The following is a 25,416-nucleotide window of genomic DNA, read 5'->3' as shown; positions in this document are numbered from 1 at the left end:
GCGCAATTGCCCTTCAGCCGGCGAGCGCCTGAAGGATCCGCACCCAGGAGCGGATGCCCTTGTGGTAGGAGACAAGCTCGTATTTCTCGTTCGGCGAATGGATACGGTCATCGGCGAGGCCGAAGCCGACGAGCAGCGATTCCATGCCGAGCATCTTCTGGAAATCTCCGACGATCGGGATCGAGCCGCCCATGCCGATGACGATGGCAGGTTTCGGCCACTCGTCGGAAAGCGCCGTCTTCGCCTTGGTCAGAACAGGCGAATCATAGGAGAGATGAATCGCCGGCGAGCCGCCATGCGGATGGAATTCGACCGAGCAGTCGGCCGGAATTTTCGACCTGACGTAGCTGCGGAAAGCCTCGCGGATTGCAGCCGGATCCTGCGTGCCGACGAGCCGAAACGAAACCTTGGCCGAGGCCTTGGCGGCGATGACCGTCTTGAAGCCTTCGCCGGTATATCCGCCCCAGATGCCGTTGATTTCGGCCGTCGGCCGGGCCCAGGTGAGTTCCAGCACCGACCGGCCCTTTTCGCCGGAGGGAATGGAAAGGCCGACTTCACCGAGAAAGCTCTCGGCCGTCTTGCCGAGCGTCTCCCATGACGCCTTGATGTTGTCGGGCGTTTCCTCGACGCCGTCGTAAAAGCCATCAAGCGCGATGCGGCCGGTCTCGTCATGCAGGCCGGCAAGCGCCTCGACGAGAATATGGATCGGATTGGCCGCAGCGCCGCCGAAGAGGCCGGAATGCAGGTCGCGGTCGGCGGCCGTCACGACCACTTCTTCGCCGACGAGGCCGCGCAGTGCCGCGGCGATTGCCGGCGTATCGCGGTCCCACATGCCGGTATCGCAGACAAGCGCATAATCGGCCTTGAGTTCGGCGGCGTTGGCTTCGAGGAAAGGCTTCAGGGACGGTGAGCCCGATTCCTCCTCGCCCTCGAACAGAATGGTGATGCGGCAGGGAAGTGCGCCGTTGATCTCCTTATAGGCGCGGCAGGCTTCGACGAAGGTCATCAGCTGGCCCTTGTCGTCGGAGGTGCCGCGCCCGGTCAGGATCTTGCGGCCATCGCCGACATCCTTGATCGATGGCTCGAAGGGATCGTTTTCCCAGAGCTCGATCGGGTCGACCGGCTGTACGTCGTAATGGCCGTAGAAAAGCACATGCGGCGCGTCGGCGGAAGCGCCGCCATGGTGGGCGACGACCATCGGATGGCCGGGTGTGTCACGCACCGAGGCGGTAAAGCCGAGGCCTTCGAGATAGGCGACCAGCCATTCGGCTGCCTTCCGGCATTCGGCCTTGTAGACGGGATCGGTGGAAATCGACTGGATGCGCAGAAGCTCGAACAGCTTTTCGAGGCTTGAGGAAAGGTTCTGATCAGCGCGCGCAAGTACCTGTTGTAGATCCGTCATTTTCGACTCCTTTTTGAAATTTGGCCGGACGATAGACCAAACGAGGAAAGCAGGCGAGGCGGAAAAGCAAATGGGCGGCGCGAAAGCGGCCGCGTCCGGATCGGGTGCAAGAAGATTACTGCGGCGATATAGAAGAACCTTCTAATTCAATTTACAGTTATTTAGTAGAACCCAAATAACTTGGCCGTATTCAGCTGTTCGGGGGAGCGGATGTTTTCGGTCATTACATGTATTCGCGACGATCATGATTGGCGGCTGGTGCTCGCGGCCGCGGCGGTTTGTCTGATCGGCGCGATGGCAGCGATGCTGCCGCTTTCACGCGCTCAAGGATGCGATGCCGGGCGCCGCAAGCTCTGGATAGGCGCCTCGGCTTTCGCCTTCGGCACCGGCGTATGGGCAACGCACTTCATCGCGATGCTGGCCTATGACGGCGGCATGCCGATCAGCTACCAACTGGGGCTGACGGCACTTTCCTTTCTCCTGTCGGTTGCCGGTTCGTGGGCGGCGATCGTCGTCGCTTCGGAGAGCCGCGGCAGGTTTTCGCGCATCCGCGGCGGCGTCCTGATGGCGCTCGGCATCGCCTCGATGCACCTGACCGGTATGCAGGCGATCGAGACACAGGCGGTGATCGTCTACGATCCCTACATGACGCTGAGTGCGGTTCTCGCGGGGGCGCTGCTGTCGAGCGCTGCCTTCTACGCCTTCTTTCAGTGGAGCGGCCTGAGGCGGCTCCTCACCTCGTCCGTCATCTTTGTCCTTGCAATCTGCGCTCTCCACTTCATTTCGATGGCAAGCATCACGCTTGTGCCGGATCCCGGCAAAGAGGTCCCGGCGATGGTGCTCGATACCAGCCTGCTGGCAGCGATCGTGGTGGTAGCGGCGACGGCTCTCATTCTGACCGCTATCGCGGTGGTCTTTATCGACAGCCATCTGACGGATCTGAGAGGGCTCGCAAATGCCTCGCAGGAAGGGCTGCTGATCCTGCGCGAAGGCAGGGTCATCGATGCCAATGAACGGTTCCAGGCTCTTTCCGGCTGGAAGCTTGCCGATCTTGTCGGCAAGGCGCCGTCCGCTGCTTTGACCGCCATACAGGGGCAGAACAGGCCCGGCGAGACCTTGCTCAGCACCAGCAGCGGCAAGGAGATCGCCGTCGAAGTCAATACGAGCAGGATCGTCTATCGCGGGCACAATTGTGACGTGCTGGCGGTGCGCGATCTGACGGAGCGCAGGCAGGCCGAGGAGATGATCGAACATCTCGCCCACCACGATGTTCTCACCGATCTTCCGAACCGGTCGTTGTTCGATACGCGCATCCGTCAGGCGCTGCAGATGGCCGAACGGAAGAGCAGCAAGGTGGCCCTCTTCTATATCGATCTCGATCGGTTCAAGAGCGTCAATGATATTTTCGGCCATGCCGAGGGCGACCGAATTCTCCGCAAGGTTGCCTCGATCCTCCGGCGCGTCGCCGATGAAAGCGATACGATCGCCCGTCTCGGTGGCGATGAATTTGCCATCATCCAGCCCGCCGGACAGCAACCGGCGGCCGCGCAGAAGCTCGCAGCGGCGATCCTCGACGAATTCGCGGCCGAGATGGATACGGCACGCGACCCAACAGCCGTCGGCGTCAGCCTCGGCATCGCCCTTTACCCGGCCGACGGACGTGATGTGGACGAGATCTGCAACAATGCCGATATCGCACTCTATCGGGTCAAGCACGGCGGTCGCGGCAAGGCCTGTTTCTTCGACGCGGAAATGGACGAAGCCACGCGCGCCCGCCGCCAGATCGAAAGCGAACTGCGCCACGCCATCACCCGCAATCAGATCCATGTCTGCTATCAGCCGATTTACGGCGCACTGAGCGGCGAGGTCAGCGGTTATGAGGCCCTGATGCGCTGGAACCGGCCGGGGCACGGCATCAGCGAGCCGGATGTCTTTATTCCGATCGCCGAGGAAAGCGGATCGATTGTCCAGCTCGGCGAATGGGTGCTGCGCGAGGCCTGCGCAGAAGCTGCGCGCTGGCCGCATCCGCTGACGATCGCCGTCAATGTCTCGCCGGTGCAGTTCATGCTGCCGAACCTTTGCGAGCGGATCGAGGCAATCCTCGAGGAAACGGGGCTCGCGCCCGACCGGTTGGAAATCGAAATCACCGAGGCCGCTCTCATCCGTGACCGCGATCGGGTGATGGCCACGCTGCTGCGCCTGCGCAGTCTCGGTGTTCACATCGTCATGGACGACTTCGGCACCGGTTTTTCCTCGCTTTCCAACCTGCGAACCTTCCCGTTCGACAAGATCAAGGTCGACCGCAGCTTCACCGGCATGCTGGAACATGACGCGGCGTCACGTTCGATCGTGCGCGCCATCATCGGTCTCGGCCACAGCCTCGGCATGCCTGTCGTGACGGAGGGCGTCGAAACCGAGACGCAGCGCCAGATCGTCCTCGAAGAAGGCTGCGCACAGGTGCAGGGCTTTTTGCTCGGCAAGCCGGATATCGAGCCGAGCATCAAGCTCGCCGCCAAAAGCCTTCTGTCCTCGACGGCCGACGCTGACGCGTCGCCGCCTCCGTGGCGGCGATCTACGCGACTTGCCGGTGAATAATCTCGATCAGAGCGTCTTGGCGTTTTCCAGCAGCCGGCGGATATATTCGAGCGTCAGCTCGCGTTCGAATCCGCGAAAGCCTTTGAACAGCGCGAGGTCCGCCTCACGCGCGGTCTCGATCGCCTCAGCTTCCATTGCACGCGCCTTCGGCGTCAGGAAAATCAGCTGCGCCCGCTTGTCGGAGGGATGCGGCCGGCGCTCGATCAGCCCGTCGCGGACCATGCGCGAAAGCGTATTGGCCATGGTCGCCTGCTCGATAGCGACTCGGTCGAGAAGCTGTTTCTGGGTCAACCCGTCCTCGGCCCAGAGTTCCAGCAGGATGGGAAACTGGCCGGGAGAGAAGCCAAGCCCTATCGCGCGCTGGTGCAGCGAGCGGGCAAAACCCTTCGCCAGCTGGCTGGCAAGGTAAGCTCCCGAATCCATGCGGTTAAATCCCATGATCGCAAGTTAGGCTCAAAACCGTGCCGGAGACAATGCAGCAAATCGCAGAGGATGCTGCAAAAAAATGCAAGCTGCGATCAGAACTGCGCGAACCTGAAAAACAAAAGTCGCCATGACCTGGAGGTTGGCCATGGCGACTTTAAAATGGGGACAAAGGCCCGGAGAGGGGGATAAGGCCTTTGTCCAAGCCTGATGCGGCGGGGGACAAGCCGGTAATCAGACCCGCGACGCGATCAAGCGCCGGTGACATGCATTTGTGGCTACGAATGTGGTTTTTCAAGGGTAACGGTACGTTACAAATCGGTAACAGTTTGGTGAGCGGAAATTCTTTCCGCACTTGGCGCACCGAACTTTATATGGACCTCGTTCCGTGCCCGCGCTATCCATGCACGCATGAAAAAAGGCGATCACCTCTTCCTAGTCGATGGTTCCGGATTCATCTTTCGGGCGTTTCACGCATTGCCGCCGCTGACGCGCAAGTCCGACGGCCTGCCGGTCGGGGCCGTCTCCGGTTTCTGCAACATGCTGTGGAAACTCTTGAGGGATGCGCGCAATACCGATGTCGGCGTCACCCCGACCCATCTTGCCGTTATCTTCGATTATTCCGCCAAGACCTTTCGCAAGGATCTCTATGACGCCTACAAGGCGAACCGCTCAGCCCCGCCGGAAGAGCTCATCCCGCAATTCGGCCTGATAAGAGAGGCGACCCGCGCCTTCAACCTGCCCTGCATCGAGACCGAAGGCTTTGAGGCCGACGACATCATCGCCACTTATGCCCGCCAGGCCGAGGCAACAGGCGCCGACGTCACGATCGTTTCTTCCGACAAGGATCTGATGCAGCTCGTTACACCAAACGTGCACATGTATGACAGCATGAAGGACAAGCAGATCGGCATTCCCGACGTGGTCGAGAAGTGGGGCGTGCCGCCGGAAAAGATGATCGACCTGCAGGCGATGACCGGTGACTCCGTCGACAATGTTCCCGGCATTCCCGGCATCGGCCCGAAAACGGCTGCCCAGCTGCTTGAGGAATATGGCGATCTCGACACGCTGCTCGACCGCGCCACCGAGATCAAGCAGGTCAAGCGCCGCGAGACGATTCTTGCCAATATCGACATGGCGCGGCTTTCGCGCGAACTCGTGCGGCTGCGCACCGACGTGCCGCTCGATCTCGATCTCGATGCGCTGTTGCTGGAGCCGCAGAACGGCCCGAAGCTGATCGGCTTTCTGAAGACGATGGAATTCACGACGCTGACCCGACGCGTCGCCGAAGTCTGCGATTGTGATGCGAGCGCCATCGAACCGGCGGTCGTCCGCATCGAATGGGGTGATAAAGCCCATGGTCCCGACCTCGATGCGGCCGAGCCGGAACCTGTTGCCGGCGCCATCCCCGACGTTTCGGGCGAATCGGTGCCCGTGCCGCCGCGGGGAAAGGCGAAGGCCGGCGTCGAAGGCGCCTTTTCGCCCGGCGATCTTGCCAAGTCGCGGGCCGAGGCCTTTGCGGCGCTGCCCTTCGATCATTCGGCCTATGTAACGATCCGCGATCTGGCCACGCTCGACCGCTGGATCGCCGATGCGCGCGACACCGGCCTCATCGCTTTCGATACCGAGACCACGTCGCTGGATGCGATGCAGGCCGAGCTTGTCGGCTTTGCGCTGGCGATTGCCGATAATACGGCCGACCCCACCGGCACGAAGATCCGCGCCGCCTACGTGCCGCTTGCCCACAAGAGCGGCGTCGGCGATCTGCTCGGCGGCGGTCTTGTCGAAAACCAGATCCCGATGCGCGATGCGCTGCCCCGGCTGAAGGCCTTGCTGGAAGACGAATCGGTGCTCAAGGTCGCCCAGAACCTGAAATACGACTACCTCCTGATGAAGCGCTTCGGCATCGAGACCAGAAGTTTCGATGACACGATGCTGATCTCTTATGTGCTTGACGCCGGCACCGGCGCTCACGGCATGGACCCGCTCTCGGAAAAATTCCTCGGCCATACGCCGATCCCCTACAAGGACGTGGCCGGCAGCGGCAAGGCGAATGTCACTTTCGATCTGGTCGATATCGACCGCGCCACCCATTACGCCGCCGAGGACGCCGACGTGACGCTGCGCCTCTGGCTGGTGCTGAAGCCGCGGCTGGCGGCGGCAGGGCTGACCAGCGTCTATGAGCGGTTGGAGCGGCCGCTGCTGCCGGTGCTGGCGCGCATGGAAGCGCGCGGCGTCACCGTCGACCGGCAGATCCTGTCGCGTCTCTCCGGCGAACTGGCTCAGGGTGCCGCACGCCTGGAAGACGAGATCTACACACTGGCCGGCGAGCGTTTTAATATCGGTTCGCCCAAGCAGCTCGGCGATATTCTATTCGGAAAGATGGGGCTTCCCGGCGGCAGCAAGACGAAAACCGGGCAATGGTCCACCTCCGCTTCGGTGCTCGAGGATCTGGCCGCTGCCGGCATCGAGCTGCCGCGCAAGATCGTCGACTGGCGCCAGCTCACCAAGCTCAAATCCACCTATACCGACGCGCTGCCGGGCTATGTCCACCCGGAGACGAAGCGGGTTCATACCTCCTATTCGCTGGCATCGACGACCACGGGGCGCCTGTCCTCCTCCGAACCGAACCTGCAGAACATACCGGTGCGCACGGCAGAAGGCCGCAAGATCCGCACCGCCTTCATCTCGACGCCGGGCCACAAGCTGATTTCCGCCGATTACAGCCAGATCGAACTGCGCGTGCTTGCCCACGTGGCCGAGATCCCGCAGCTGACCAAGGCCTTCGAGGACGGCGTCGACATTCACGCCATGACCGCTTCGGAAATGTTCGGCGTGCCGGTCGAAGGCATGCCGGGTGAAGTGCGCCGCCGTGCCAAGGCGATCAATTTCGGCATCATCTACGGCATCTCCGCCTTCGGCCTCGCCAACCAGCTTTCGATCGAACGCTCGGAAGCCGGCGACTACATCAAAAAATATTTCGAGCGCTTCCCCGGCATCCGCGACTATATGGAAAGCCGCAAGGCAATGGCCCGCGACAAGGGTTATGTCGAAACGATCTTCGGCCGCCGCATCAACTATCCCGAAATCCGCTCTTCCAACCCTTCGGTGCGCGCCTTCAACGAACGGGCGGCAATCAACGCGCCGATCCAGGGCTCTGCGGCCGACGTCATTCGCCGGGCGATGATCAAGATGGAGCCGGCGCTCGCCGAAGCCGGTCTTGCCGAGCGTGTGCGCATGTTGCTGCAGGTGCATGACGAGTTGATTTTCGAGGTCGAGGACGAGGATGTCGAAAAGGCGATGCCGGTCGTTGTCTCGGTCATGGAAAACGCCACGATGCCAGCGCTCGAAATGCGCGTGCCGCTCAAGGTCGATGCCCGCGCCGCCACCAATTGGGACGAGGCGCATTAACCGCCTCCCCCAACGAAAAAGATTTTTCCGCTTCTCCTAACTTATTGAAATCACGACCATGTACCTCCCTGGGCCGTATCGGAACGATACGGCTGGAAGGAACTTATTAACCTTCCTTTTCTATCCCGGTAGGGTCGTAATTTGTTAGGCATGAGTGAGTAGCGGACGCATGCGTTTTCCCAGAACCAATTTGACGGATGCCGCAGATTTTTCCAGCGGCATTGAAACGGAGCTTCCGGAGGAAAATCCAGGCGAGAGGCCGCCGGCACCGATCTGGCAGAGCAACTTCTCGCTCGCGCCGAATGTTCGCTTCACCCGCACGCCCGAAACGCTGATCAGCCGCCGCCGCCCGTCGAACGAGCCCGTTCGCAGTGAACCGGAAGCGGAACAGCAGGCGATACGGATAGAACCGGTCGCGGTCGACGTGCCCTTCGATATCTACCTGCCGGAGCCCGCTGAACCTGCCGTAGCGCAGGCTGAGATCGAGACGCTGCAGCCGCCGGCCGCCGCGGTGGAGGCTCCTACCCTGCGCGTTGCTTCCGAACTGTCTTCGATTTCCGATTTTGCCTTCTGGGAAGTCATGGCGTTCGAGGAGGGCGAACCGGTGCGCGCGCCCTCGATCATTCTTCCGAAGATCGAGACCGCGCCCGAATCGATCACCTCTCTGTTTCGCGTCATGGAATGGCGTCCGGGCGCGCTGAAGCCCGCTCAGGCGGCATCCCGACCGGTCCAGCCGCAGGCTGCAGCGCCCGCGCCGGCGGCTCTGCGCCCGCCGGCGGCGATTTCCCTGGAAAGGCCCGTGCGGACCCGCGAGGCGGCGATTGCACCTGCGCCTCAGGTCGCGCCCCAGACTGCGCCGATGCCTCAGGTCACGGCGGTGCCTCAGGCCGCCCCAATGCCTCAGGCAGCCCCAGCGCCTCAGGCCGCCTCTGTGCCTCGGCTTACGCCCCCGGTCGCCGCAGTCCTGCCGTCTCCGCGCCTTGCGGCAAGGCCTGAAAAGATCGATGCATCAGGTTATGAATTCCCGCCGCGCGCTCTTTTGCAGGAGCCGCCCGAACGTCTCGGCGAGATCATGTCGCAGGAGACGCTGGAGCAGAATGCCGGTCTTCTGGAAAGCGTGCTTGAGGATTTCGGCATCAAGGGCGAGATCATTCATGTCCGCCCCGGCCCCGTCGTCACCCTTTATGAATTCGAGCCGGCGCCCGGCGTGAAGTCGTCGCGCGTCATCGGCCTGGCCGATGATATCGCCCGCTCGATGTCGGCGCTTTCGGCCCGCGTCGCCGTGGTCCCGGGCCGCAACGTCATCGGCATCGAGCTGCCGAATGTCACCCGTGAAACCGTCTATTTCCGGGAGATGATCGAGAGCCAGGATTTCGACAAGAGCGGCTATAAGCTGGCGCTCGGCCTCGGCAAGACCATCGGCGGTGAGCCTGTGATCGCCGAGCTCGCAAAGATGCCGCATCTGCTCGTCGCCGGCACCACCGGTTCGGGCAAATCGGTCGCCATCAATACGATGATCCTGTCGCTGCTCTACCGCATGACGCCGGAGCAATGCCGGCTGATCATGGTCGACCCGAAGATGCTCGAACTCTCCGTCTATGACGGTATTCCGCATCTGCTGACGCCCGTCGTCACCGATCCGAAAAAGGCTGTCATGGCGCTGAAATGGGCGGTGCGCGAGATGGAGGAGCGTTATCGCAAGATGTCGCGCCTCGGCGTGCGCAACATCGACGGCTATAACGGCCGCGTCTCCCAGGCGCGCGAAAAGGGTGAGACCATCCACATCATGGTTCAGACCGGCTTCGACAGGGGAACCGGTGCGCCGATCGAAGAAAGCCAAGAGCTGGATCTTGCGCCGATGCCTTACATCGTCGTCATCGTCGACGAGATGGCCGATCTGATGATGGTCGCCGGCAAAGAGATTGAAGGTGCGATCCAGCGTCTGGCGCAGATGGCGCGTGCCGCCGGTATTCACCTGATCATGGCGACCCAGCGTCCGTCGGTCGATGTCATCACCGGCACGATCAAGGCGAATTTCCCGACCCGCATTTCCTTCCAGGTCACCTCGAAGATCGACAGCCGCACCATCCTCGGCGAGCAGGGCGCAGAGCAACTGCTCGGACAGGGTGACATGCTGCATATGCAGGGTGGGGGCCGCATCGCCCGTGTCCATGGCCCCTTCGTCTCCGATGCCGAGGTCGAAAAGGTCGTCGCGCATCTGAAGACGCAGGGCCGTCCTGAATATCTGGATACGGTCACGGCCGACGAGGAGGAAGACGTCGAGAATGAAGAAGACGGCGCCGTCTTCGACAAGAGTGCTATGGGCGCTGAGGACGGTGACGAGCTCTACCAGCAGGCCGTCAAGGTCGTCATGCGGGACAAGAAGTGCTCAACCTCCTACATCCAGCGCCGCCTCGGCATCGGCTACAACAGAGCCGCCTCCCTGGTGGAGCGGATGGAAAAGGAAGGTCTCGTCGGCCCGGCAAACCACGTCGGCAAACGCGAGATCGTATCCGGACGCGGCGAGGGCGATTGATCGACGATGGCCGGAGTGCGCGGCGCATTCCGGTTTCATGTTTTCAACGTAGCCAATCTTATCGTTTCCTCGACGAACTCGGTCTTGCCGCCGGTATAGAAATCCCAATCGCCGTCCGCCTCCGCGGCCAGGCGGCGTTTGAGGTCGGCATAGGCCTTGGCCTTTGCGGGATGGTCTCGGAGGATAGTTGCGAAACAGGATGCGCTGCCGATGCACGGGATTATCGGGCGGGCAAACATAGAGCCTGTACCCGCAAGCCTCGCGGTTACGGGTAAAGACCCAGCGGCCGTCTCCGTGAGGGTCACCGTGAAAGGTGAAGTCGGCAGCGCGTACCAATTCTATCGCTGCCGGTAAGGCGTCGTCAGATACCACGACGACATCGAGGTCGATTTTCGGCTTGGCTGCAAGTCCAGGCACAGATGTGCTGCCGATGTGGTCGATGGACTGCACGAGATCACCGAGCAGGACGGAGACCTCGGCGCTGATTGCGGCAAAGAGCAGTGGCCAGGAAGTGTCGTAATCGACGACTTTGATGGCGCGCATCCTGCCTCCCTACTGTGGTCGCTGCACTTCGGCCAGCAATTCGTCCAGAATCGCGATCATCTTCTGTTCGGCCTCTTCCAGCGAACCGCTATTGTCGAGTTCCGTCACGTCATAGTCGCCGCGCACGGTCAGCGGGCCGCGGGCAAGCCTGGCCATGATGTCCTCGTGTGTCTCGCGGCCGCGCGCTTCCAGCCGGCTGGCGAGCACTTCGGGACGGGCCGTGACATTGATGACCTTCAGCCGCGGGAAAGCGGCCTGGAAGCGGTGAAGCGCCGAGCGCGAGCCGTTGGCCACGACGATATGGCCTCTCGACAGCGCCACCGAGACTTCGGCCGGAATGCCGTATTTCAGGCCATGCGCCTCCCACCACACGGCGAAGGAGCCTGACTGCTCCATGGCGGCAAAGCCTTGAAGGGAGACGGAAAGATGATCCTCGCCGCCGGCATCGCGGTGGCGGGTGATGACGCGGCGGGCGAAATGCACATTGTCGCGGCCGGAAAAACGCCGCGCAGCGAGGTTCATCAGCGTGTCCTTGCCGGCGCCGCTCGGCCCGACAACGACGACCATGATGCCGCGTTCGGCTCCAGCAGCCGCATGGGGTTCGTGTGGCGTCATGCGACACGGCGTCCCTGGCGCCAGACGGAGCGTGTTACCGGCACGCCGTGCGAGCGGTGGACACGGACGAGATCGGCGCGCAGCCCGGGCGCGATCCGGCCTCGATCATTGAGGCTGACAGTGCGGGCAGGCGTCGACGTCACCATCGCGATCGCTTTCGGAAGGGTGATGCTTTCCACCTCGTCGGCAAGGATGAAGGGTGCGTGCAGCAGGCTGAGCGGCACGTAGTCGGAGGACAGAACGTCGAGCACGCCCATTTCGGCGAGATCGCGGGCGGCGATGTTGCCGGAATGGGATTTGCCGCGCACGATGTTCGGCGCGCCCATCAGCACGCTCATGCCATGCTCGTGCGATGCCCGGGCGGCATCGAAGCTGGTCGGAAACTCGGCAAGGCGGACGCCATTGTCGATCGCCTCGTCGACATGGGAGAGTGTGGCGTCGTCATGGCTTGCGACCGTGATGCCGCGCTCGGCGCAGACCTTGGCGATGGCGTTTCGATGTGGCGTCGAATTGCGCGCCGATTCCGCCTGGCGCTTGGCGACGAAACGGGCAAAGGCCTCATCGCTCAGACCACGCTTCTTTTGGTAGTAGAAGATATATTGATCCATCGTCTGGAACTGCCGCTGGCCGGGCGCGTGATCCATCAGCGAGACGAGCCGCACATGCGGATCATTTTCGAAATCGGCGAAATGTTCAAGCACATTGTCGGCCGATACCTCGCAGCGCAGGTGGATGAGGTGTTCGGCGCGCAGCCTGCCTTCCTTCTCCGCCGATTGGATGGCGTCGGCCATCTCGCGCATCTCGCCATGCTCGAACCCGCCGTCCTCGTCCGCGCCCATGCGCAGGCAGTCGAAGACCGTCGTGATGCCCGATGTGACGATCTGGGCGTCATGCGCCTGGACGGCAGCCGTCTTGTGCCAGCGAATGCCCGGACGCGGCTGATAATGGCCTTCGAGGTGGTCGGTATGCAGTTCGACAAGGCCGGGAATGACGTAATCCCCCTCGAAATCTTCGCCGGTTACCGAATTGCCTTCAGAGATATCGGCGATCTTGCCGTCGCGGATGAGGATCGATCCTGAAAGGATGTCGTCCTCGAGAACGATGCGGGCGTTGGAAAAGACGGTTTCTTTGCTCATATTGTCAGGTCTTTCAGTTTTTGGCGCCGGCAAGGGGCAGCCAGGAACGAACTTTGAACGGGGCGCCGCGCGTCTCCTCGATGAAGACGGCGAGACCGGAGATCGAAAGCGGCCGGCCGGTGAAACCGGCAAAACGTTCCACCAGGATTGCTCTCATGACCTCGGCGCGCTCTGCAGGCACCTGCCCGCTCAGTGTCATGTGGAAACCGAAATCCTCCATGACGTAAGGATACCCCCAGCGCTGCAGATTGGCGCGCTGGCTGTCGCTGAGCCTTTCCGGATTGCGGCGCGCGATATCGGCCTCGGACAGCGTTGCGCGGAACGGCTCGAAGGACTTTACCACCTTCGCTGCGAAATCCTGAAGAGGCTGATGAAGAGAAGCCGGAACAAGGGCAAAAAATCGACCGAGCTGACCGAGGACGAGCTGGGGTATTTCGAAGGCCGGGGTCCGGGCGGTAAACTCCTCGGCAAAGGCCATGAGATCCCTTTCGGTGACTGAACCGGCAAGCGAAAACGGCGCCTTGATCGTCGCGTGAAAGCCGTAGCGTCGCGGGTCGGCGGTCAGCTCGAACTGCTCTGCCGCACTCAGCCTCTGATGTTCGGGTGCAGGATAGGTTTCGCCGGTGAACGCATCGCGGCCGAGCCAGAGCGAAGCCGCGCCGGTCAGGGGATCATCCTTCGGCGGCGAAAAATAGAGAGCGTAGCGCAAGGCTTTTGTCCTGGGGATCGTCGAAACGGGAGCGCAATGTGCAGTGATTTGGCGGCGAACCGCAAGCAGGCTCCCGGCTAAAAGATTTCCGTGACAGAATGATGATGACGGCCGCGCCGCCACCGGCCTTCATCGAGTGCTCAGTGCGAATTCGTGCCCATCAGCCGATGGCGCAGCGCGTTCGAAGCCGCGTCGAACAGGAAGACGACGATCAGGATCAGAATGACCATATAGGCGACGTTTTCCCAGTTGGCATTGGTGCGCATTGCCTCCCAGAGTTTGAGGCCGATACCGCCCGCGCCGACGGCGCCGATGATCGTGGCGCCGCGCACGTTCGATTCCCACTGATAGAGCGTCTGGCTGACGATGACGGGGATGATCTGCGGCATGATGCCGTAACGGTGGACGAGCACGGTCTGGGCGCCGGTCGATTTGATGCCTTCCCGCGGCTTGTTGTCGATGTTCTCGAGCCCCTCGGAATAAAGCTTGCCGAGCGTGCCGGTCTCGGTGAGGAAGATCGCGCCGCTGCCGGCAAGCGGCCCTGGGCCGAAGGCGCGTGTCAGGAAAAGCGCCCAGATCAGCATGTCGACAGAGCGCAGGAAATCGAAGAAGCGCTTGAGAATCTGGTTCAAGAGGCGGTTCGGAGTGATGTTGCGTGCCGCCAGGAAGGCGAGCGGGAAGGCGGCGAGGGAGCCGAGCAGCGTTCCGAGAAAGGCCATGACGATCGTCTGGAAAAGCTTGGTCCAGACGTCGCCGTGCTGCCATTCGCTGTTGTTCCAGATTTCATCGAAAGCGAGCGACAGGTTGGACTGGTCGGGCTTGATGCGCGGGCCGGAGACAATGAGGCCAAGGACGTCGCCGACCGGCTTGTCGAAGAATGACGATTGCGTGTCGAAGAGGAAATTCGCCCAGCCGAGGAAACGCTTGCGAACTTTCACGCGATCAACGGAAATGCTGACGTCGCCGGCAAAGCCGAGATCAGCGAGCACGTTGTCGTCATAGACCGTCATCCAGCTCGGCACCGGGCCGACCACCTCGGGCGCGCCGCTCGAAACGTTGACCGGGACGCTGACGCCGTGCGCGGTCACGATCGTTTGGCTCTTCGAAACGGTGACGCTGCGGCTGGTGCCGCTGACGGAAACGGTGATGCTGCCATCGGGATTGTTGACCACCCAGTCCGGATGCGGATTGTCGCCGAGCGGCGAGAAGCGGGGATAACGCACCTCGATCGAGCCGTCATCCTGGATGCGGAAGTCCGGCTGCACATCATAACTCACCCATTGGCTGAGATAGATGCCGACGCGCTCCCAGTGAGCTTCGGCAAGAAGCTTGGGCAGGTCAAAGAACCAGACGGCGTAGAGGCCGTAGACGAGGGTCGCAATGAGGATCATCAGCCCGCCGAAACGCTGGCGGAACGACCGGTGGAAATATTCCGGATAGCGCGCTTCAATCTCTTGCATGCGGTTTGCGTCGATCACCGTCATGGCGGCCTCAATGTTGCAGAAGGAAGGCGTGTTCGCCGACGAGACGGCGGCGCAGCCAGGCGGAGAACTGGTCGACGGCGATGATCGTCACGAACAACAGGAGTACGAGGGCAACGGTCTTTGCGCCGAAGCCGCGCGAGATCGAAAGCTTCAGCTCTTCGCCGATGCCGCCGCCGCCGACGGCGCCGATGATGGTCGAGGCGCGCACGTTGATCTCCAGGCGCAGCAGCGCATAGGAGGTGAAATTCGGCAGCACTTGCGGCAGGACGGCGAAGCGCACGCGCTCCCACCAGTTGGCGCCAACGGCCTTCATCCCCTCATGCGGCTTCATGTCGATGTTTTCGGCAACCTCGTAGAAGAGTTTGCCGAGCGCGCCGATCGTGTGCAGGGTGATGGCGATGATGGCGGCGACCGGCCCGATCGACAGGATCGCCGAAAACAGGCCGGCGATGACGATTTCCGGGAAGGCGCGCAGGAATTCCATCAGCCGCTTGGTGAAGACGCGCAGCGGCCACGAACTCGTCAGGTTGCGCGCCGCAAAGAAGCTCAAGGGCACGGCAAAGACGAAGGCGATGATAGTCGAGATCAGCGCCACGTTGATCGTGATGATCATCAGCTCGAAATATTCCGGGATGTAGAAGTCTCCCCAGATATAGACGCGGCCTTTGATGAAGTTGAATTCCTCGCCGCCCTTGTCGTTGACGCTCGCTATGTCGAAGATCGCGCGCCAGACGTCGTTCCAATCCTTGGGGATGAGCCAGCTCAGGAAGTCGAATAGGTGCGGCAGGCGTTCGAAGAAATGGCCGGCATTGCTCTCATCGGCAAAGCGGACGGAGCTCACGAAAGCCGCGATAAGGATAACCAGGCCGAGCACGGTGTAGAAGCGGCGCTTGGCGACCATCCGGTCCCAGGCGGTGCCGATCTCCTGCGTGCTCTGCATGTGCGGCTGTGTGTCGGCAATGGTCATGGACGCTCCGCGCGATAACAAACAAAGGGCGGCCGTTGTCAGCCGCCCCCGTATTCAAAAGGCGATCAGCCGCCGATGGCCGCCTTGCGAACTTCGACGACGGCCTTGTAGAAGTCGTGCTTGACGGGAGCGTAGCCCTTGTAGTCGCCGCCTTCGACAGCCGAGAAACACTTGTGATCCTTTTCCGGCAGGGCCGTGAAGAAGGCTGCGAGCTTCGTCTGCCACTCCTGGCCGAGAGCGTTGCGCACGACCAGCGGGCCGTTCGGGATCAGCGGCGAACGCCAGACTTCAACGAGCTTGTTCGGATCGACGGCGCCCTTGTCGACTTCCTTGCGGAACGTGCCGGAAGTGTAGCCATCCTTGAAGTCGCCGATGCCCGACGAATCGTCGACGGCGACATCGACCTTGCCGTCATAGGCGGCAAGCAGGTTGTTTTCATGACCGCCGTTGAACTGGGTCGAGGCAAAGAACTTGTCGTTCGGCATGCCGGTGTCCTTCGGGATCTGCGTCAGCGGCACGAGGTAACCGGAGGTGGAGTCCGGATCGGCGTAGCCGAGCTTCTTGCCCTTGGCGTCCTTGATGGTCTTGATGCCGGAGGACTTCAGTGCGAGGCCGATCGAGTAATAACCCGTCGAACCGTCTTTCTGCTGCGTCGTCAGGATCGGCGTAACAGCCTTCGGATCCTTCAGGTAGACGGAGGCGTAACCGGAAGCGCCGAGTTCGGCGAAGTCGAGCGTGCCGCCGAGCAGGCCCTGGATGACGCCGTCATAGTCGGCGGCCGGGAAGAGAGAGACCTTCTCGAAGCCGAATTCCTGCTTCAGGTGGTCGGCGAGGCAGGCATAGTTGCGCAGGCGGTCAGTTTCATTTTCGCCGCCAAGGATGCCGATGCGGAATTCCTTGAGGTCTGCGGCATTGGCGGCGCCGGCGAGCGCAAACAGCGCCGTTGCCGCAAAGAGTGCTTTCTTCAACATGCGTTCTCTCCTATCGACCGGTGCATCCGGCCTTCCCGTTACGAAGAAGTGTGCCCTTAACGCGGGCGTTCGATCGCGGCCGCCTCTGTCAGAGACCAGCCAACGCCAGCGGCTGGACGCCGGCGGATTGATTGTTGGCGCCCTCGGGAGCGATATTGATGGAGGTCGAGGTCATCGTTTCGTCGATGCCGGCGCCGTCCTTGTCCGTGCCGTATATTTCCTTCACTGCTTCGGCCGTCAGCTCCGAGGGCTTGCCGTCGAAGACGACGCGGCCGCCGGCCATGCCGACGATGCGCTCACAATAGTTGCGGGCGGTGTCGAGCGTATGCAGATTGGTGATGACGGTGATGCCCTCACGCTCGTTGATGTCGCGCAGCGCATCCATGACGATCTTGGCGTTCAGCGGATCGAGCGAGGCGATCGGTTCGTCGGCAAGCACCATCTTCGGGTTCTGCATCAGCGCGCGGGCGATCGCCACGCGCTGCTGCTGGCCGCCGGAAAGCGTGCCGGCCGGCTGCAGCGCCGTCTGCTCGATGCCGAGGCGTTCGAGTGCCGCGATCGCATGCACGCGCTCCTCGCGGGCGAAGATGTTGAGGAGGCTCAGGAGCGTCGGGCGGTGATTGAGGCGGCCGAGCATGACATTGGTCAGGACATCGAGGCGCGGCACCAGGTTGAACTGCTGGAAGATCATCGCACAGTCGCGCTGCCAGTTGCGCAATGCCTGGCCGCGAAGCCCGGAGACCTCAACGCCGGCGAAATGAATGGAGCCGGAGCTCGGCTCCTGCAGGCGGTTGATCATGCGCAGCAGCGTCGACTTGCCGGCGCCGGAGCGGCCGATGATGCCGACCATCTGACCCTGGGGAATGGTGAGGGTCACGGCATCGACGGCGAGCTTTTTTCCGAAACGACGGGTGACATCCTTCAGCTCGAACATCATGCTGGTCCCTTGCACTTCAGGCCTTGGTCAGCACCGCATTAGTCCCGCTTGATGAACCTCAAATGTCAGATTTGTGTAAGAAGTGTCACAAATCTCCGCGCTGCGAAGGCGGTGTCTAGCCCTCGTAGCGGGCCAGAAAATCTTCCGCGCTCAGGTTGCGGAAATCTTGCAAAGCCAGGCGCAACCGGTCGTGTTGCCAATCCCACCAGGAAAGTCTGTCCATGCGTTCGCCGAGCTCTTTCGGGAAACGTTCGCGGATGAGCTTGGCCGGCACACCGCCGACGATCGTGTATGGCGCAATGTCCTTCGATACGACGGCCCCGGCACCGATGACGGCGCCGTTGCCGACTTTGACGCCGGGCAAGATGGTCGCACCATGGCCGATCCAAACGTCGTGGCCGATCGTCACCCGGTTTGCGCGCCGCCAGGCGAAGAAGTCTATCTCCATGTCGGCGTCGGGCCAGTAGTCGGCGGCGCGATAGGTGAAATGATGCAGGGTCGCGCGCCAGGTCGGATGGTTGGTGGCGTTGATGCGCACGGCGGCGGCGATATTGACGAACTTGCCGATCGTCGCGCACCAGACGGCCCCGTCCTGCATGATGTAGGAATAGTCGCCGAAGGTGGCTTCGCTAATGCGGCAGCGTTCTGAGACCTCGGTGTAGCGCCCAAAGATAGAGTCGCTGACATCAGCCGTTTCGTGGATATAGGGCTCGGTACCCAACTGGCGGCTCATGCGGCGATCTTCCGAGGAGAGAACTGCTGGACGTCGAGGATGCGGTCGGCGACGGCCTCGCGCACTTCCTCGTCGTGGAAGATGCCGAGAAGGGCGACGCCCGCCTTCTTCTTCTCCGCGATCATGCCGACGACAACGGCGCGGTTTTTCGCATCGAGCGAGGCTGTGGGTTCATCGAGGAGCAGGATCGTATGCTCGGTGATGAAGCCTCGGGCGATGTTGACGCGCTGCTGCTCGCCACCGGAGAAGGTGGCGGGCGGCAGCTGCCACAGCGCTTCCGGCAAGTTGAGCCTGGCGAGCAGGGCGCCTGCCTTTTCCCGTGCAACGACGACATCTTCGCCGCGCGCCACGAGCGGCTCGGCCACGACGTCGATTGTCGCCACGCGCGGCACGGTGCGCAGGAATTGGCTGACATAGCCGAGCGTATTGCGGCGAACGGTGAGCACGGTGCGTGGATCGGCGGAGGCGAGATCGACGATCCGCCCGTGGTGGCGAATGAGGATCTGACCGGTGTCGACGGCATAATTGCCGTAGATCATCTTGAGCAGCGAGCTCTTGCCGATGCCCGAGGGGCCGCCGAGCACGACGCATTCACCCGCAGATACCGAGAAGGCGACATCCGAGACGACAGGCAGCCTGATGCCGTCGCGCAGGTGCATGGTGAAGCTCTTCGAGACTTCGGAGACGACGAGGGGCGTTGGCATGATTTGGGTTTCCTGGTTTCTAACTCAGACCTGCAGGATCGAGGAGACGAGCAACTGCGTGTAAGGCTCTCTGGGATCGTCGAGCACGCGGTCGGTAAGACCCTGTTCGATGACGGAGCCGTCCTTCATCACCATCATGCGGTGCGAGAGCAGGCGAGCGACGGCGAGATCGTGGGTGACGACGATGGCCGAGAGGCCGAGATCGTTGACGAGGCCGCGCACGAGATCGAGCAGGCGCGCCTGCACCGATACGTCGAGGCCGCCTGTGGGTTCATCCATGAAGACCAGGCGCGGACCGGTGACGAGATTGCGGGCGATCTGCAGGCGCTGGCGCATGCCGCCGGAAAAGGCGCGCGGCTGGTCGTCGATGCGGTCAGCGTCGATCTCGACGCGTTCGAGCCAGTCGATGGCGGTAGAGCGGATCTTGCCGTAGTGCCGGTCGCCGATCGCCATCAGCCGTTCACCGACATTGGCACCCGCCGATACGGTCATGCGCAATCCATCGGCCGGGTTCTGGTGCACGAAACCCCAGTCCGTGCGCATCAGGAATCGGCGCTCCGCCTCGTTCATGCGGTAGAGGTCGCGGTAGTTGCCATCGCGCATGTGGTATTCGACGCTGCCGGTCGTCGGCATCAACCGGGTGGAGATGCAGTTGAGCAGCGTCGTCTTGCCGGAGCCGGATTCGCCGACGATGGCCAGCACTTCGCCGGGCCAGAGCTCGAAGGAGACGTTCCGGCAGCCGATGCGTTTGCCGTAGAACTTCGAGAGGTCGTTGACCTTGAGAAGCGGTATATCGGTCATTCTGCAGCCTCCCGGGCCAGCATTTCGCCGGCATGCCCCTGGGCGCGGCGGTCTTCGCAATGGTCGGTGTCCGAGCAGACGAACATGCGCCCGCCCTTGTCGTCGAGAATGACCTCGTCGAGGTAGACATCCTCTGCGCCGCAGAGCGCGCAGGGCCTGTCGAAGCGCTGGATCTCGAAGGGATGGTCTTCGAAATCCAGGCTGACGACATCGGTATAGGGCGGCACGGCATAGATTCGCTTTTCGCGGCCGGCGCCGAAAAGCTGCAGCGCTTCCGACCTGTGCATCTTCGGATTATCGAATTTCGGCGTCGGCGAAGGGTCCATGACATAGCGGCCATGCACCTTGACCGGATAGGCATAGGTCGTGGCGATGCGGCCGTTGCGGGCGTTATCCTCATAGAGCTTCACATGCATGAGGCCGTATTCCTCGAGCGCATGCATCTTGCGCGTCTCGGTCTCGCGCGGCTCAAGGAAGCGCAGCGGTTCGGGGATCGGCACCTGATAGACGAGCACCTGGCCGGGCCCGAGTTTTTCCTCCGGGATGCGGTGGCGTGTCTGGATGATCGTCGCCTCGCTGGTGTGCGTCGTCACCGCGACATTTGCGACCTTTTGGAAGAAGGCGCGGATGGAGACAGCGTTGGTCGTGTCGTCGGCGCCCTGGTCGATGACCTTCAGCACGTCATCAGGGCCGATGATCGAGGCCGTTACCTGCACGCCGCCGGTACCCCAGCCATAGGGCATCGGCATTTCTCTACTGGCAAACGGCACCTGGTAGCCGGGAATGGCGATGGCCTTCAGGATGGCGCGGCGGATCATCCGCTTGGTCTGTTCATCGAGATAGGCGAAGTTGTAGCTGGCGAGATCGCTCATTCGGCGGCTTCCTTCATCTCTTCGCCGCTGTTGCGGGCGGCTTCGAATTCGTGACGCATGCGGCGGACGAGATCGAGTTCGGCCTGGAAATCCACGTAATGCGGCAGCTTCAGGTGCTCGACGAAACCCGTTGCCTGAACGTTGTCGGCGTGTGAAATGACGAATTCCTCGTCCTGTGCCGGCGCGGTGATGTCCTCGCCGAGCTCTTCGGCGCGAAGCGCGCGATCAACAAGCGACATCGCCATCGCCTTGCGCTCGCTCTGGCCGAAGACCAGGCCGTAGCCGCGGGTGAATTGCGGCGGTGCCTTCGCCGAGCCCTTAAACTGGTTGACCATCTGGCACTCGGTGATCTGGATCGTGCCGAGCGAGACCGCGAAACCGAGCTCAGGCACGTCGAATTCCACCTCGACTTCGCCGATGCGGATCTCCCCGGTGAAAGGATGGTTGCGGCCGTAGCCGCGCTGGGTTGAATAACCGAGCGCCAGCAGGAAGCCCTCGTCGCCGCGGGCAAGCGCCTGCAGGCGCAGGTCCCGGGTCATGGGGAATTCCATCGGCTCGCGGGTCAGGTCGCCGATCTCGTGGTCCTCGGGCATGTCGCCGTCGGCCTCGATCAAGCCTTCCTCGCCGAGGATTTCGGAGACGCGCATGACGCGGCCGGTCTCGGCCGGACGCTGGGCCGGCGCCTCGACCGCTTCGTCCTCGAGCAGCGAGGGATCGAGCAGCCGATGGGTATAATCGAAAGTCGGCCCAAGGAGCTGGCCGCCCGGCAGGTCCTTGTAGGTCGCCGAGATACGGCGTTCGATCGCCATGCCAGCCGTGTCGAGCGGTCTGGAATAACCGAAGCGCGGCAGCGTCGTGCGGTAAGCGCGCAGCAGGAAGATCGCCTCGATCATGTCGCCGCGCGATTGACGGACGGCCAGCGCTGCGAGAGTCCGGTCGAAAAGCGAGGCCTCGGCCATGACGCGGTCGACGGCGAGGGCGAGTTGTTCGACGATCTGGTCGATGCCGATCGCCGGCAGCGACCGGTCACCGCGGCGACGGTCGGCGAGCAGACGGTGGGCATTGGCAATGGCGGCCTCGCCACCCTTGACGGCAACATACATGAGCTCAGATCTCCGTTGCTGTGATCTTGGTGGTGCGCGGCAGGCAGACGAAGCGCTTGCCCGATGTCAGCACGATGTCGATGCCGCGCGGAAAAAGCGCGTGGTTCTCGGCCCAGAGCCTGAGGAAGGTCTCCGGTAGGCCGACAGGCGCGATCTCCACGACGCTCTGGATCCCCGGACCCATCAGCGCCAGCCTGCGTCCGCCGTCGAGTTCGGGAAGTTCGATGACAACAGTCGTCGAGCGGTCGGGATATTCCTGCGTGCCTGACGCAAACAGGCCGAAGGAGCAAAGCGCAGTGCCCGCCTCGATGAAGGCAAAGCGCGCATCCGCCTTTTCGGCGGTCAGCGGGGCGCCGGTGTGGAAGCCGAGCCAATCCGGCACAGCGGATTTCGCCAGTCCCGAGGTAAGCCAGACGGGTGTGTCGTGGTCGCAAAGAGTGAGCGCGATCGTGCCGGCGGCAATACCGAGCGGCGCCGGCGGGTCGATCTCGGGCTCAACTGTCTGGATGGTGCCGGGGCGGGCCACGCCGTCCATCAGCATCTTGAAGACGCTCTGCGCATGGAAAACCGGATCGGTAAAGCCACCGGTAAAAACTTCTGTCGTCAGACCCATCAGTTGTCCCCCCGCACCATGGTGAAGAAGTCGACGCGGGTTGCCGCCGTCTCATCCGCCTTGCGACGTTCGGTGGTGGCGATCCTTTCCGCGATCGGCAAAAGCAGCGCCTGTTCGACGAAATCCCTGGTCGCCTCCTCCTGCCAGAGCGCGTCGAAGATCGCCGCAAGACGGGCCTTCTCCCGGTCGGTGCCGAGCGCCTGCGCATGACCGATGGAGCCGGACTCGAGCCGCACCGTTGAGCGTGTCATCGTCACCTCGCCGAGATTAAAGGGAGCTCCGCCGCCGCCGATGCGGCCGCGCACCATCACCAGTCCCGTCTCCGGTCCGCGCACCGGATAAGCCACGGGCTTTTGCGGCAACGCGTCCCAGGCCGCCTGGAGTTCGCTCCGTTCCGCACGCGCCAGCAGATCGGCAACGCGTTTGCGCTCCAAGACCGTCTGTGACGCGGCGTCTGTCTTGTCCGCTGATATCATCGCTGCTTCCTCAAATGTCTATTGATATAGACAACCATACAAGCTATACCTAGCCTTAAATCGGTGTCGTGACAAGCGTGTGACATCGTGAGGCAAGGCAGAGGCGGAATGGCAGGACTGAAGCAGGTGCAGAGGCAGACGGGTGTGGCGCTGTGGCGTCAGATCGCCGATCGGATTCGCGAGGCGATCGGCAACGGAGCCTATGACGAAACCGGAATGGTGCCGCCGGAAACGGTGCTGGCGCTGCAATTCGGCGTTAACAGGCATACAGTGCGCAGTGCGCTGGCTGCGCTGGCGCAGGAGGGAATCGTGCGTGCTGTGCAAGGTCGCGGCACGCTGATCGAGCGCAAGGAGCGGCTGAATTTCCCGATCACCCGGCGCACGCGTTTCACCGCCGGCATCGGCGATCAGGCGCGCGAGATGCGCGGCCTTCTGCTCGATGAGGCGCGGGAGGAGGCGAGCGCCGACGTTGCCCGTTGGCTGGGCCTGAAACAGAGTGAGCAAGTGATCCGGCTGGAAACATTGCGCCATGCCGACAGGCGGCCGGTTTCAAAGGCGACGAGCTGGTTTCCCGCCGAACGTTTCGCCGGGATCGGTGAGTCCTACCGCAAGCACGAATCGATCACCAAGGCTTTCGCCGAGCTCGGCCTCGGGGACTACGTCCGGGCGACGACCGAGATAACAGCCGCCCATGCTGCGACAGCCGACCTTGCAGATCTGGAACTCACTCCCGGCGCGATCCTGCTGATTGCCAAGGCAATGAACACCGATCTCGACGGCGTACCAGTACAATATTCGATCAGCCGTTTCGCCGCCGACCGGGTGCAGTTCACGATCGAGAACTGAGGCCAGGAATTGAGATAAGGCGTGCCGACCCGTTCGGTGGCACGCCTACAGAATTCAGTGTGCGCCGGACATATCGCCCAGCACTTCCTTGGAGGCGACGGTGGAATCCGCGTTCAGCTTGTAAACCATCGGAACGCCGGTCGCGAGGTTGAGGGCGAGCACGCCTTCTTTGGTGAGCTTGTCGAGCACCATGACCAGCGAACGCAGCGAATTGCCGTGGGCAGCGACCAGCACCTTTTCGCCGCGCAGCACGCGCGGCAGGATCTCGGTGAGGTAGTAGGGCCAGACGCGGGCGCCGGTATCGCGCAGGCTTTCACCGCCGGGCGGCGGCACGTCGTAGGAACGGCGCCAGATATGCACCTGTTCCTCGCCCCATTTGGCGCGCGCATCGTCCTTGTTGAGGCCGGAGAGATCGCCGTAGTCGCGCTCGTTCAGCGCCTGGTCGCGGATGGTCTCGAGATCAGGCTGGCCGACCTTGTCGAGGATGAGCTTCAGCGTGTGCTGCGCGCGCACCAGCGCCGAGGTATAGGCGACGTCGAATTTGATCCCGTATTCGGCAAGCGCAGCGCCGCCGGCTTTGGCTTCCTGGATGCCGAGCTCGGTCAGATCCGGGTCCTTCCAGCCGGTGAAGAGATTCTTCAGGTTCCAGTCGCTCTGGCCGTGGCGAACGAGGACGAGGGTACCGCTCATGAATATGCCTCCGTAGTATCTTTATTGCGATGAAAGCCCGAGCACGTCGAGCATGGAATAGAGACCCGGCTTCTTGTCGCGGGCCCAGAGTGCCGCCTTGATGGCGCCGCGCGCGAAGATCGAGCGGTCGGCAGCACTATGGGACAGCGTGACGATTTCGCCTTCGCCGGCGAAAAGCACGGAATGTTCGCCGATGACGGAGCCGCCGCGCAGCGTCGCGAAACCGATCGTGCCCGCCTCGCGGGCGCCGGTATGGCCGTCGCGCACCCTGACCGATTTCGAAGCGAGGTCGATGTTGCGGCCCTTGGCAGCGGCTTCGCCGAGAAGAAGGGCGGTGCCGGAAGGGGCATCCACCTTGTGTTTGTGGTGCATTTCCAGGATTTCGATGTCCCAATCTGCGGGATCGAGCGCCCGCGCGGCCTGCTCTGCCAGCACGCTGAGCAGATTGACGCCGAGGCTCATATTGCCAGACTTGACGATGCGGGCATGGCGGGCCGCGGCGGCGATCTTCGCGTTGTCCTCGCTCGAGCAGCCCGTCGTACCGACAACATGAACGATGCGGGCCTGAGCGGCGAGACCGGAAAACTCCACCGTGGCGGCAGGCGCGGTGAAGTCGACTACGCCTTCGGCATGCAGGAAGGCCTGGAGCGGGTCGTCGCCTATGATGACGCCGGTCGGCCCTAGTCCGGCAATCTCACCGGCATCCTTGCCGACGAATGGGGAGCCGGCGCGCTCAATCGCGGCATGCAGCGTCACGCCTTCGATCGAATGAATGAGCCGGATCAGCGTCTGCCCCATGCGTCCAGCTGCGCCGACCACCACCAGTTTCATCGCAGCATCGCTCATGTC

The 25,416-nt window shown here is 62.5% G+C and carries 22 protein-coding genes and 1 pseudogene; 4 read left to right on the top strand and 19 right to left on the bottom strand.

From position 1 onward, the window contains the following. Positions 1 to 13 precede the first annotated feature (13 nt). Positions 14 to 1,402 (bottom strand): dipeptidase, encoded by a 1,389-nt coding sequence (locus tag FHT70_RS24730; RefSeq protein ID WP_183705467.1) that lies wholly within the window; start codon positions 1,400 to 1,402, stop codon positions 14 to 16. A gap of 210 nt (positions 1,403 to 1,612) precedes the next feature. Between FHT70_RS24730 and FHT70_RS24725 the strand changes: the two genes are divergently transcribed. Next, on the top strand, positions 1,613 to 3,997 hold the full coding sequence (locus tag FHT70_RS24725; protein ID WP_183705466.1) for an EAL domain-containing protein: 2,385 nt from the start codon (positions 1,613 to 1,615) through the stop codon (positions 3,995 to 3,997). A 6-nt stretch (positions 3,998 to 4,003) separates the two neighbouring features. On the opposite strand, the gene FHT70_RS24720 is transcribed toward FHT70_RS24725, so the two are convergent. Further along, positions 4,004 to 4,420: a MarR family transcriptional regulator gene (locus FHT70_RS24720; RefSeq protein ID WP_097600434.1), complete on the bottom strand. Its 417-nt coding sequence runs from the start codon at positions 4,418 to 4,420 to the stop codon at positions 4,004 to 4,006. Positions 4,421 to 4,831: 411 nt separating this feature from the next. Here FHT70_RS24720 and polA point away from each other — a divergent pair, with 411 nt between their 5' ends. Both polA and FHT70_RS24710 read left to right on the top strand, forming a co-directional pair. Further along, entirely contained in the window at positions 4,832 to 7,831 is a 3,000-nt protein-coding gene (polA, locus tag FHT70_RS24715) for a DNA polymerase I (protein ID WP_183705464.1), read from the top strand. Positions 7,832 to 8,000: 169 nt separating this feature from the next. Then, positions 8,001 to 10,367 carry a DNA translocase FtsK gene (locus FHT70_RS24710; protein ID WP_183705462.1) on the top strand — a complete coding sequence of 789 codons (2,367 nt, stop codon included), beginning with the start codon at positions 8,001 to 8,003 and terminating at the stop codon, positions 10,365 to 10,367. A gap of 35 nt (positions 10,368 to 10,402) precedes the next feature. On the opposite strand, the pseudogene FHT70_RS24705 reads toward FHT70_RS24710, so the two are convergent. From FHT70_RS24705 to phnG, 15 genes and pseudogenes are all read right to left on the bottom strand, one after another. Beyond that, positions 10,403 to 10,910: pseudogene (locus FHT70_RS24705) on the bottom strand (GrpB family protein). 9 nt (positions 10,911 to 10,919) lie between these two features. After that, positions 10,920 to 11,525: a phosphonate metabolism protein/1,5-bisphosphokinase (PRPP-forming) PhnN gene (phnN, locus tag FHT70_RS24700; RefSeq protein ID WP_097600430.1), complete on the bottom strand. Its 606-nt coding sequence runs from the start codon at positions 11,523 to 11,525 to the stop codon at positions 10,920 to 10,922. Beyond that, positions 11,522 to 12,661 carry an alpha-D-ribose 1-methylphosphonate 5-triphosphate diphosphatase gene (locus FHT70_RS24695; RefSeq protein ID WP_183705460.1) on the bottom strand — a complete coding sequence of 380 codons (1,140 nt, stop codon included), beginning with the start codon at positions 12,659 to 12,661 and terminating at the stop codon, positions 11,522 to 11,524. Before FHT70_RS24695 ends, phnN begins: the two co-directional genes overlap by 4 nt. 13 nt (positions 12,662 to 12,674) lie before the next feature. Beyond that, complete coding sequence (locus FHT70_RS24690; protein ID WP_183705458.1) at positions 12,675 to 13,370, bottom strand: DUF1045 domain-containing protein; 696 nt, start codon at positions 13,368 to 13,370, stop codon at positions 12,675 to 12,677. A 140-nt stretch (positions 13,371 to 13,510) separates the two neighbouring features. Then, complete coding sequence (gene phnE, locus FHT70_RS24685) at positions 13,511 to 14,854, bottom strand: phosphonate ABC transporter, permease protein PhnE (protein ID WP_183705456.1); 1,344 nt, start codon at positions 14,852 to 14,854, stop codon at positions 13,511 to 13,513. Between the two features lie 7 nt (positions 14,855 to 14,861). Next, on the bottom strand, positions 14,862 to 15,821 hold the full coding sequence (gene phnE / locus FHT70_RS24680; protein ID WP_183705454.1) for a phosphonate ABC transporter, permease protein PhnE: 960 nt from the start codon (positions 15,819 to 15,821) through the stop codon (positions 14,862 to 14,864). Positions 15,822 to 15,886: 65 nt separating this feature from the next. Next, positions 15,887 to 16,792 carry a phosphonate ABC transporter substrate-binding protein gene (gene phnD, locus FHT70_RS24675; protein ID WP_085776549.1) on the bottom strand — a complete coding sequence of 302 codons (906 nt, stop codon included), beginning with the start codon at positions 16,790 to 16,792 and terminating at the stop codon, positions 15,887 to 15,889. Positions 16,793 to 16,880: 88 nt separating this feature from the next. After that, positions 16,881 to 17,726 (bottom strand): phosphonate ABC transporter ATP-binding protein, encoded by an 846-nt coding sequence (phnC, locus tag FHT70_RS24670; protein ID WP_183705506.1) that lies wholly within the window; start codon positions 17,724 to 17,726, stop codon positions 16,881 to 16,883. Positions 17,727 to 17,844: 118 nt separating this feature from the next. Continuing rightward, positions 17,845 to 18,462 (bottom strand): DapH/DapD/GlmU-related protein, encoded by a 618-nt coding sequence (locus tag FHT70_RS24665; RefSeq protein WP_183705452.1) that lies wholly within the window; start codon positions 18,460 to 18,462, stop codon positions 17,845 to 17,847. Beyond that, positions 18,459 to 19,166, bottom strand: coding sequence for a phosphonate C-P lyase system protein PhnL (gene phnL / locus FHT70_RS24660; protein WP_085776552.1), 708 nt, complete (start codon positions 19,164 to 19,166; stop codon positions 18,459 to 18,461). Before phnL ends, FHT70_RS24665 begins: the two co-directional genes overlap by 4 nt. 24 nt (positions 19,167 to 19,190) lie before the next feature. Next, on the bottom strand, positions 19,191 to 19,967 hold the full coding sequence (gene phnK / locus FHT70_RS24655) for a phosphonate C-P lyase system protein PhnK (RefSeq protein WP_183705450.1): 777 nt from the start codon (positions 19,965 to 19,967) through the stop codon (positions 19,191 to 19,193). Then, on the bottom strand, positions 19,964 to 20,839 hold the full coding sequence (locus FHT70_RS24650) for an alpha-D-ribose 1-methylphosphonate 5-phosphate C-P-lyase PhnJ (protein ID WP_183705448.1): 876 nt from the start codon (positions 20,837 to 20,839) through the stop codon (positions 19,964 to 19,966). Before FHT70_RS24650 ends, phnK begins: the two co-directional genes overlap by 4 nt. Next, positions 20,836 to 21,942, bottom strand: a complete 1,107-nt coding sequence (locus tag FHT70_RS24645) for a carbon-phosphorus lyase complex subunit PhnI (protein ID WP_183705446.1) — start codon at positions 21,940 to 21,942, stop codon at positions 20,836 to 20,838. Before FHT70_RS24645 ends, FHT70_RS24650 begins: the two co-directional genes overlap by 4 nt. A 4-nt stretch (positions 21,943 to 21,946) precedes the next feature. Further along, positions 21,947 to 22,555, bottom strand: coding sequence for a phosphonate C-P lyase system protein PhnH (gene phnH / locus FHT70_RS24640; RefSeq protein ID WP_183705444.1), 609 nt, complete (start codon positions 22,553 to 22,555; stop codon positions 21,947 to 21,949). Further along, the gene (phnG, locus tag FHT70_RS24635; RefSeq protein ID WP_183705442.1) at positions 22,555 to 23,031 is read right to left on the bottom strand and encodes a phosphonate C-P lyase system protein PhnG; all 477 of its coding nucleotides are present in this window, start codon (positions 23,029 to 23,031) and stop codon (positions 22,555 to 22,557) included. The genes phnH and phnG overlap by 1 nt, the downstream gene beginning before the upstream one ends. Positions 23,032 to 23,139: 108 nt before the next feature. On the opposite strand from phnG, the gene phnF reads away from it, so the two are divergent. Continuing rightward, positions 23,140 to 23,877 carry a phosphonate metabolism transcriptional regulator PhnF gene (gene phnF, locus FHT70_RS24630; RefSeq protein WP_183705440.1) on the top strand — a complete coding sequence of 246 codons (738 nt, stop codon included), beginning with the start codon at positions 23,140 to 23,142 and terminating at the stop codon, positions 23,875 to 23,877. A gap of 54 nt (positions 23,878 to 23,931) precedes the next feature. Here the strand turns inward: phnF and FHT70_RS24625 are convergent, their stop codons facing one another. Together FHT70_RS24625 and dapB are read right to left on the bottom strand one after the other, a co-directional pair. Further along, positions 23,932 to 24,567, bottom strand: a complete 636-nt coding sequence (locus tag FHT70_RS24625) for a 2,3-bisphosphoglycerate-dependent phosphoglycerate mutase (protein WP_183705438.1) — start codon at positions 24,565 to 24,567, stop codon at positions 23,932 to 23,934. A 21-nt stretch (positions 24,568 to 24,588) separates the two neighbouring features. Then, on the bottom strand, positions 24,589 to 25,413 hold the full coding sequence (gene dapB / locus FHT70_RS24620) for a 4-hydroxy-tetrahydrodipicolinate reductase (protein ID WP_183705436.1): 825 nt from the start codon (positions 25,411 to 25,413) through the stop codon (positions 24,589 to 24,591). Positions 25,414 to 25,416: the final 3 nt, after the last annotated feature.

This window comes from Rhizobium sp. BK049, from assembly GCF_014193135.1.
GTDB lineage: Bacteria > Pseudomonadota > Alphaproteobacteria > Rhizobiales > Rhizobiaceae > Rhizobium.
This window is presented reverse-complemented; position numbering and strand designations above follow the sequence as displayed.

Excerpts from the sequence above, each read along its gene's own strand:
- FHT70_RS24730 (WP_183705467.1), bottom strand. The coding sequence starts at position 1,402 with ATGACGGATCTACAACAGGTACTTGCGCGCGCTGATCAGAACCTTTCC.
- FHT70_RS24725 (WP_183705466.1), top strand. The coding sequence starts at position 1,613 with ATGTTTTCGGTCATTACATGTATTCGCGACGATCATGATTGGCGGCTG.
- FHT70_RS24720 (WP_097600434.1), bottom strand. The coding sequence starts at position 4,420 with ATGGATTCGGGAGCTTACCTTGCCAGCCAGCTGGCGAAGGGTTTTGCC.
- polA (WP_183705464.1), top strand. The coding sequence starts at position 4,832 with ATGAAAAAAGGCGATCACCTCTTCCTAGTCGATGGTTCCGGATTCATC.
- FHT70_RS24710 (WP_183705462.1), top strand. The coding sequence starts at position 8,001 with ATGCGTTTTCCCAGAACCAATTTGACGGATGCCGCAGATTTTTCCAGC.
- phnN (WP_097600430.1), bottom strand. The coding sequence starts at position 11,525 with ATGACGCCACACGAACCCCATGCGGCTGCTGGAGCCGAACGCGGCATC.
- FHT70_RS24695 (WP_183705460.1), bottom strand. The coding sequence starts at position 12,661 with ATGAGCAAAGAAACCGTCTTTTCCAACGCCCGCATCGTTCTCGAGGAC.
- phnE (WP_183705456.1), bottom strand. The coding sequence starts at position 14,854 with ATGACGGTGATCGACGCAAACCGCATGCAAGAGATTGAAGCGCGCTAT.
- phnE (WP_183705454.1), bottom strand. The coding sequence starts at position 15,821 with ATGACCATTGCCGACACACAGCCGCACATGCAGAGCACGCAGGAGATC.
- phnD (WP_085776549.1), bottom strand. The coding sequence starts at position 16,792 with ATGTTGAAGAAAGCACTCTTTGCGGCAACGGCGCTGTTTGCGCTCGCC.
- phnC (WP_183705506.1), bottom strand. The coding sequence starts at position 17,726 with ATGTTCGAGCTGAAGGATGTCACCCGTCGTTTCGGAAAAAAGCTCGCC.
- FHT70_RS24665 (WP_183705452.1), bottom strand. The coding sequence starts at position 18,462 with ATGAGCCGCCAGTTGGGTACCGAGCCCTATATCCACGAAACGGCTGAT.
- phnL (WP_085776552.1), bottom strand. The coding sequence starts at position 19,166 with ATGCCAACGCCCCTCGTCGTCTCCGAAGTCTCGAAGAGCTTCACCATG.
- phnK (WP_183705450.1), bottom strand. The coding sequence starts at position 19,967 with ATGACCGATATACCGCTTCTCAAGGTCAACGACCTCTCGAAGTTCTAC.
- FHT70_RS24650 (WP_183705448.1), bottom strand. The coding sequence starts at position 20,839 with ATGAGCGATCTCGCCAGCTACAACTTCGCCTATCTCGATGAACAGACC.
- FHT70_RS24645 (WP_183705446.1), bottom strand. The coding sequence starts at position 21,942 with ATGTATGTTGCCGTCAAGGGTGGCGAGGCCGCCATTGCCAATGCCCAC.
- phnH (WP_183705444.1), bottom strand. The coding sequence starts at position 22,555 with ATGGGTCTGACGACAGAAGTTTTTACCGGTGGCTTTACCGATCCGGTT.
- phnG (WP_183705442.1), bottom strand. The coding sequence starts at position 23,031 with ATGATATCAGCGGACAAGACAGACGCCGCGTCACAGACGGTCTTGGAG.
- phnF (WP_183705440.1), top strand. The coding sequence starts at position 23,140 with ATGGCAGGACTGAAGCAGGTGCAGAGGCAGACGGGTGTGGCGCTGTGG.
- FHT70_RS24625 (WP_183705438.1), bottom strand. The coding sequence starts at position 24,567 with ATGAGCGGTACCCTCGTCCTCGTTCGCCACGGCCAGAGCGACTGGAAC.
- dapB (WP_183705436.1), bottom strand. The coding sequence starts at position 25,413 with ATGAGCGATGCTGCGATGAAACTGGTGGTGGTCGGCGCAGCTGGACGC.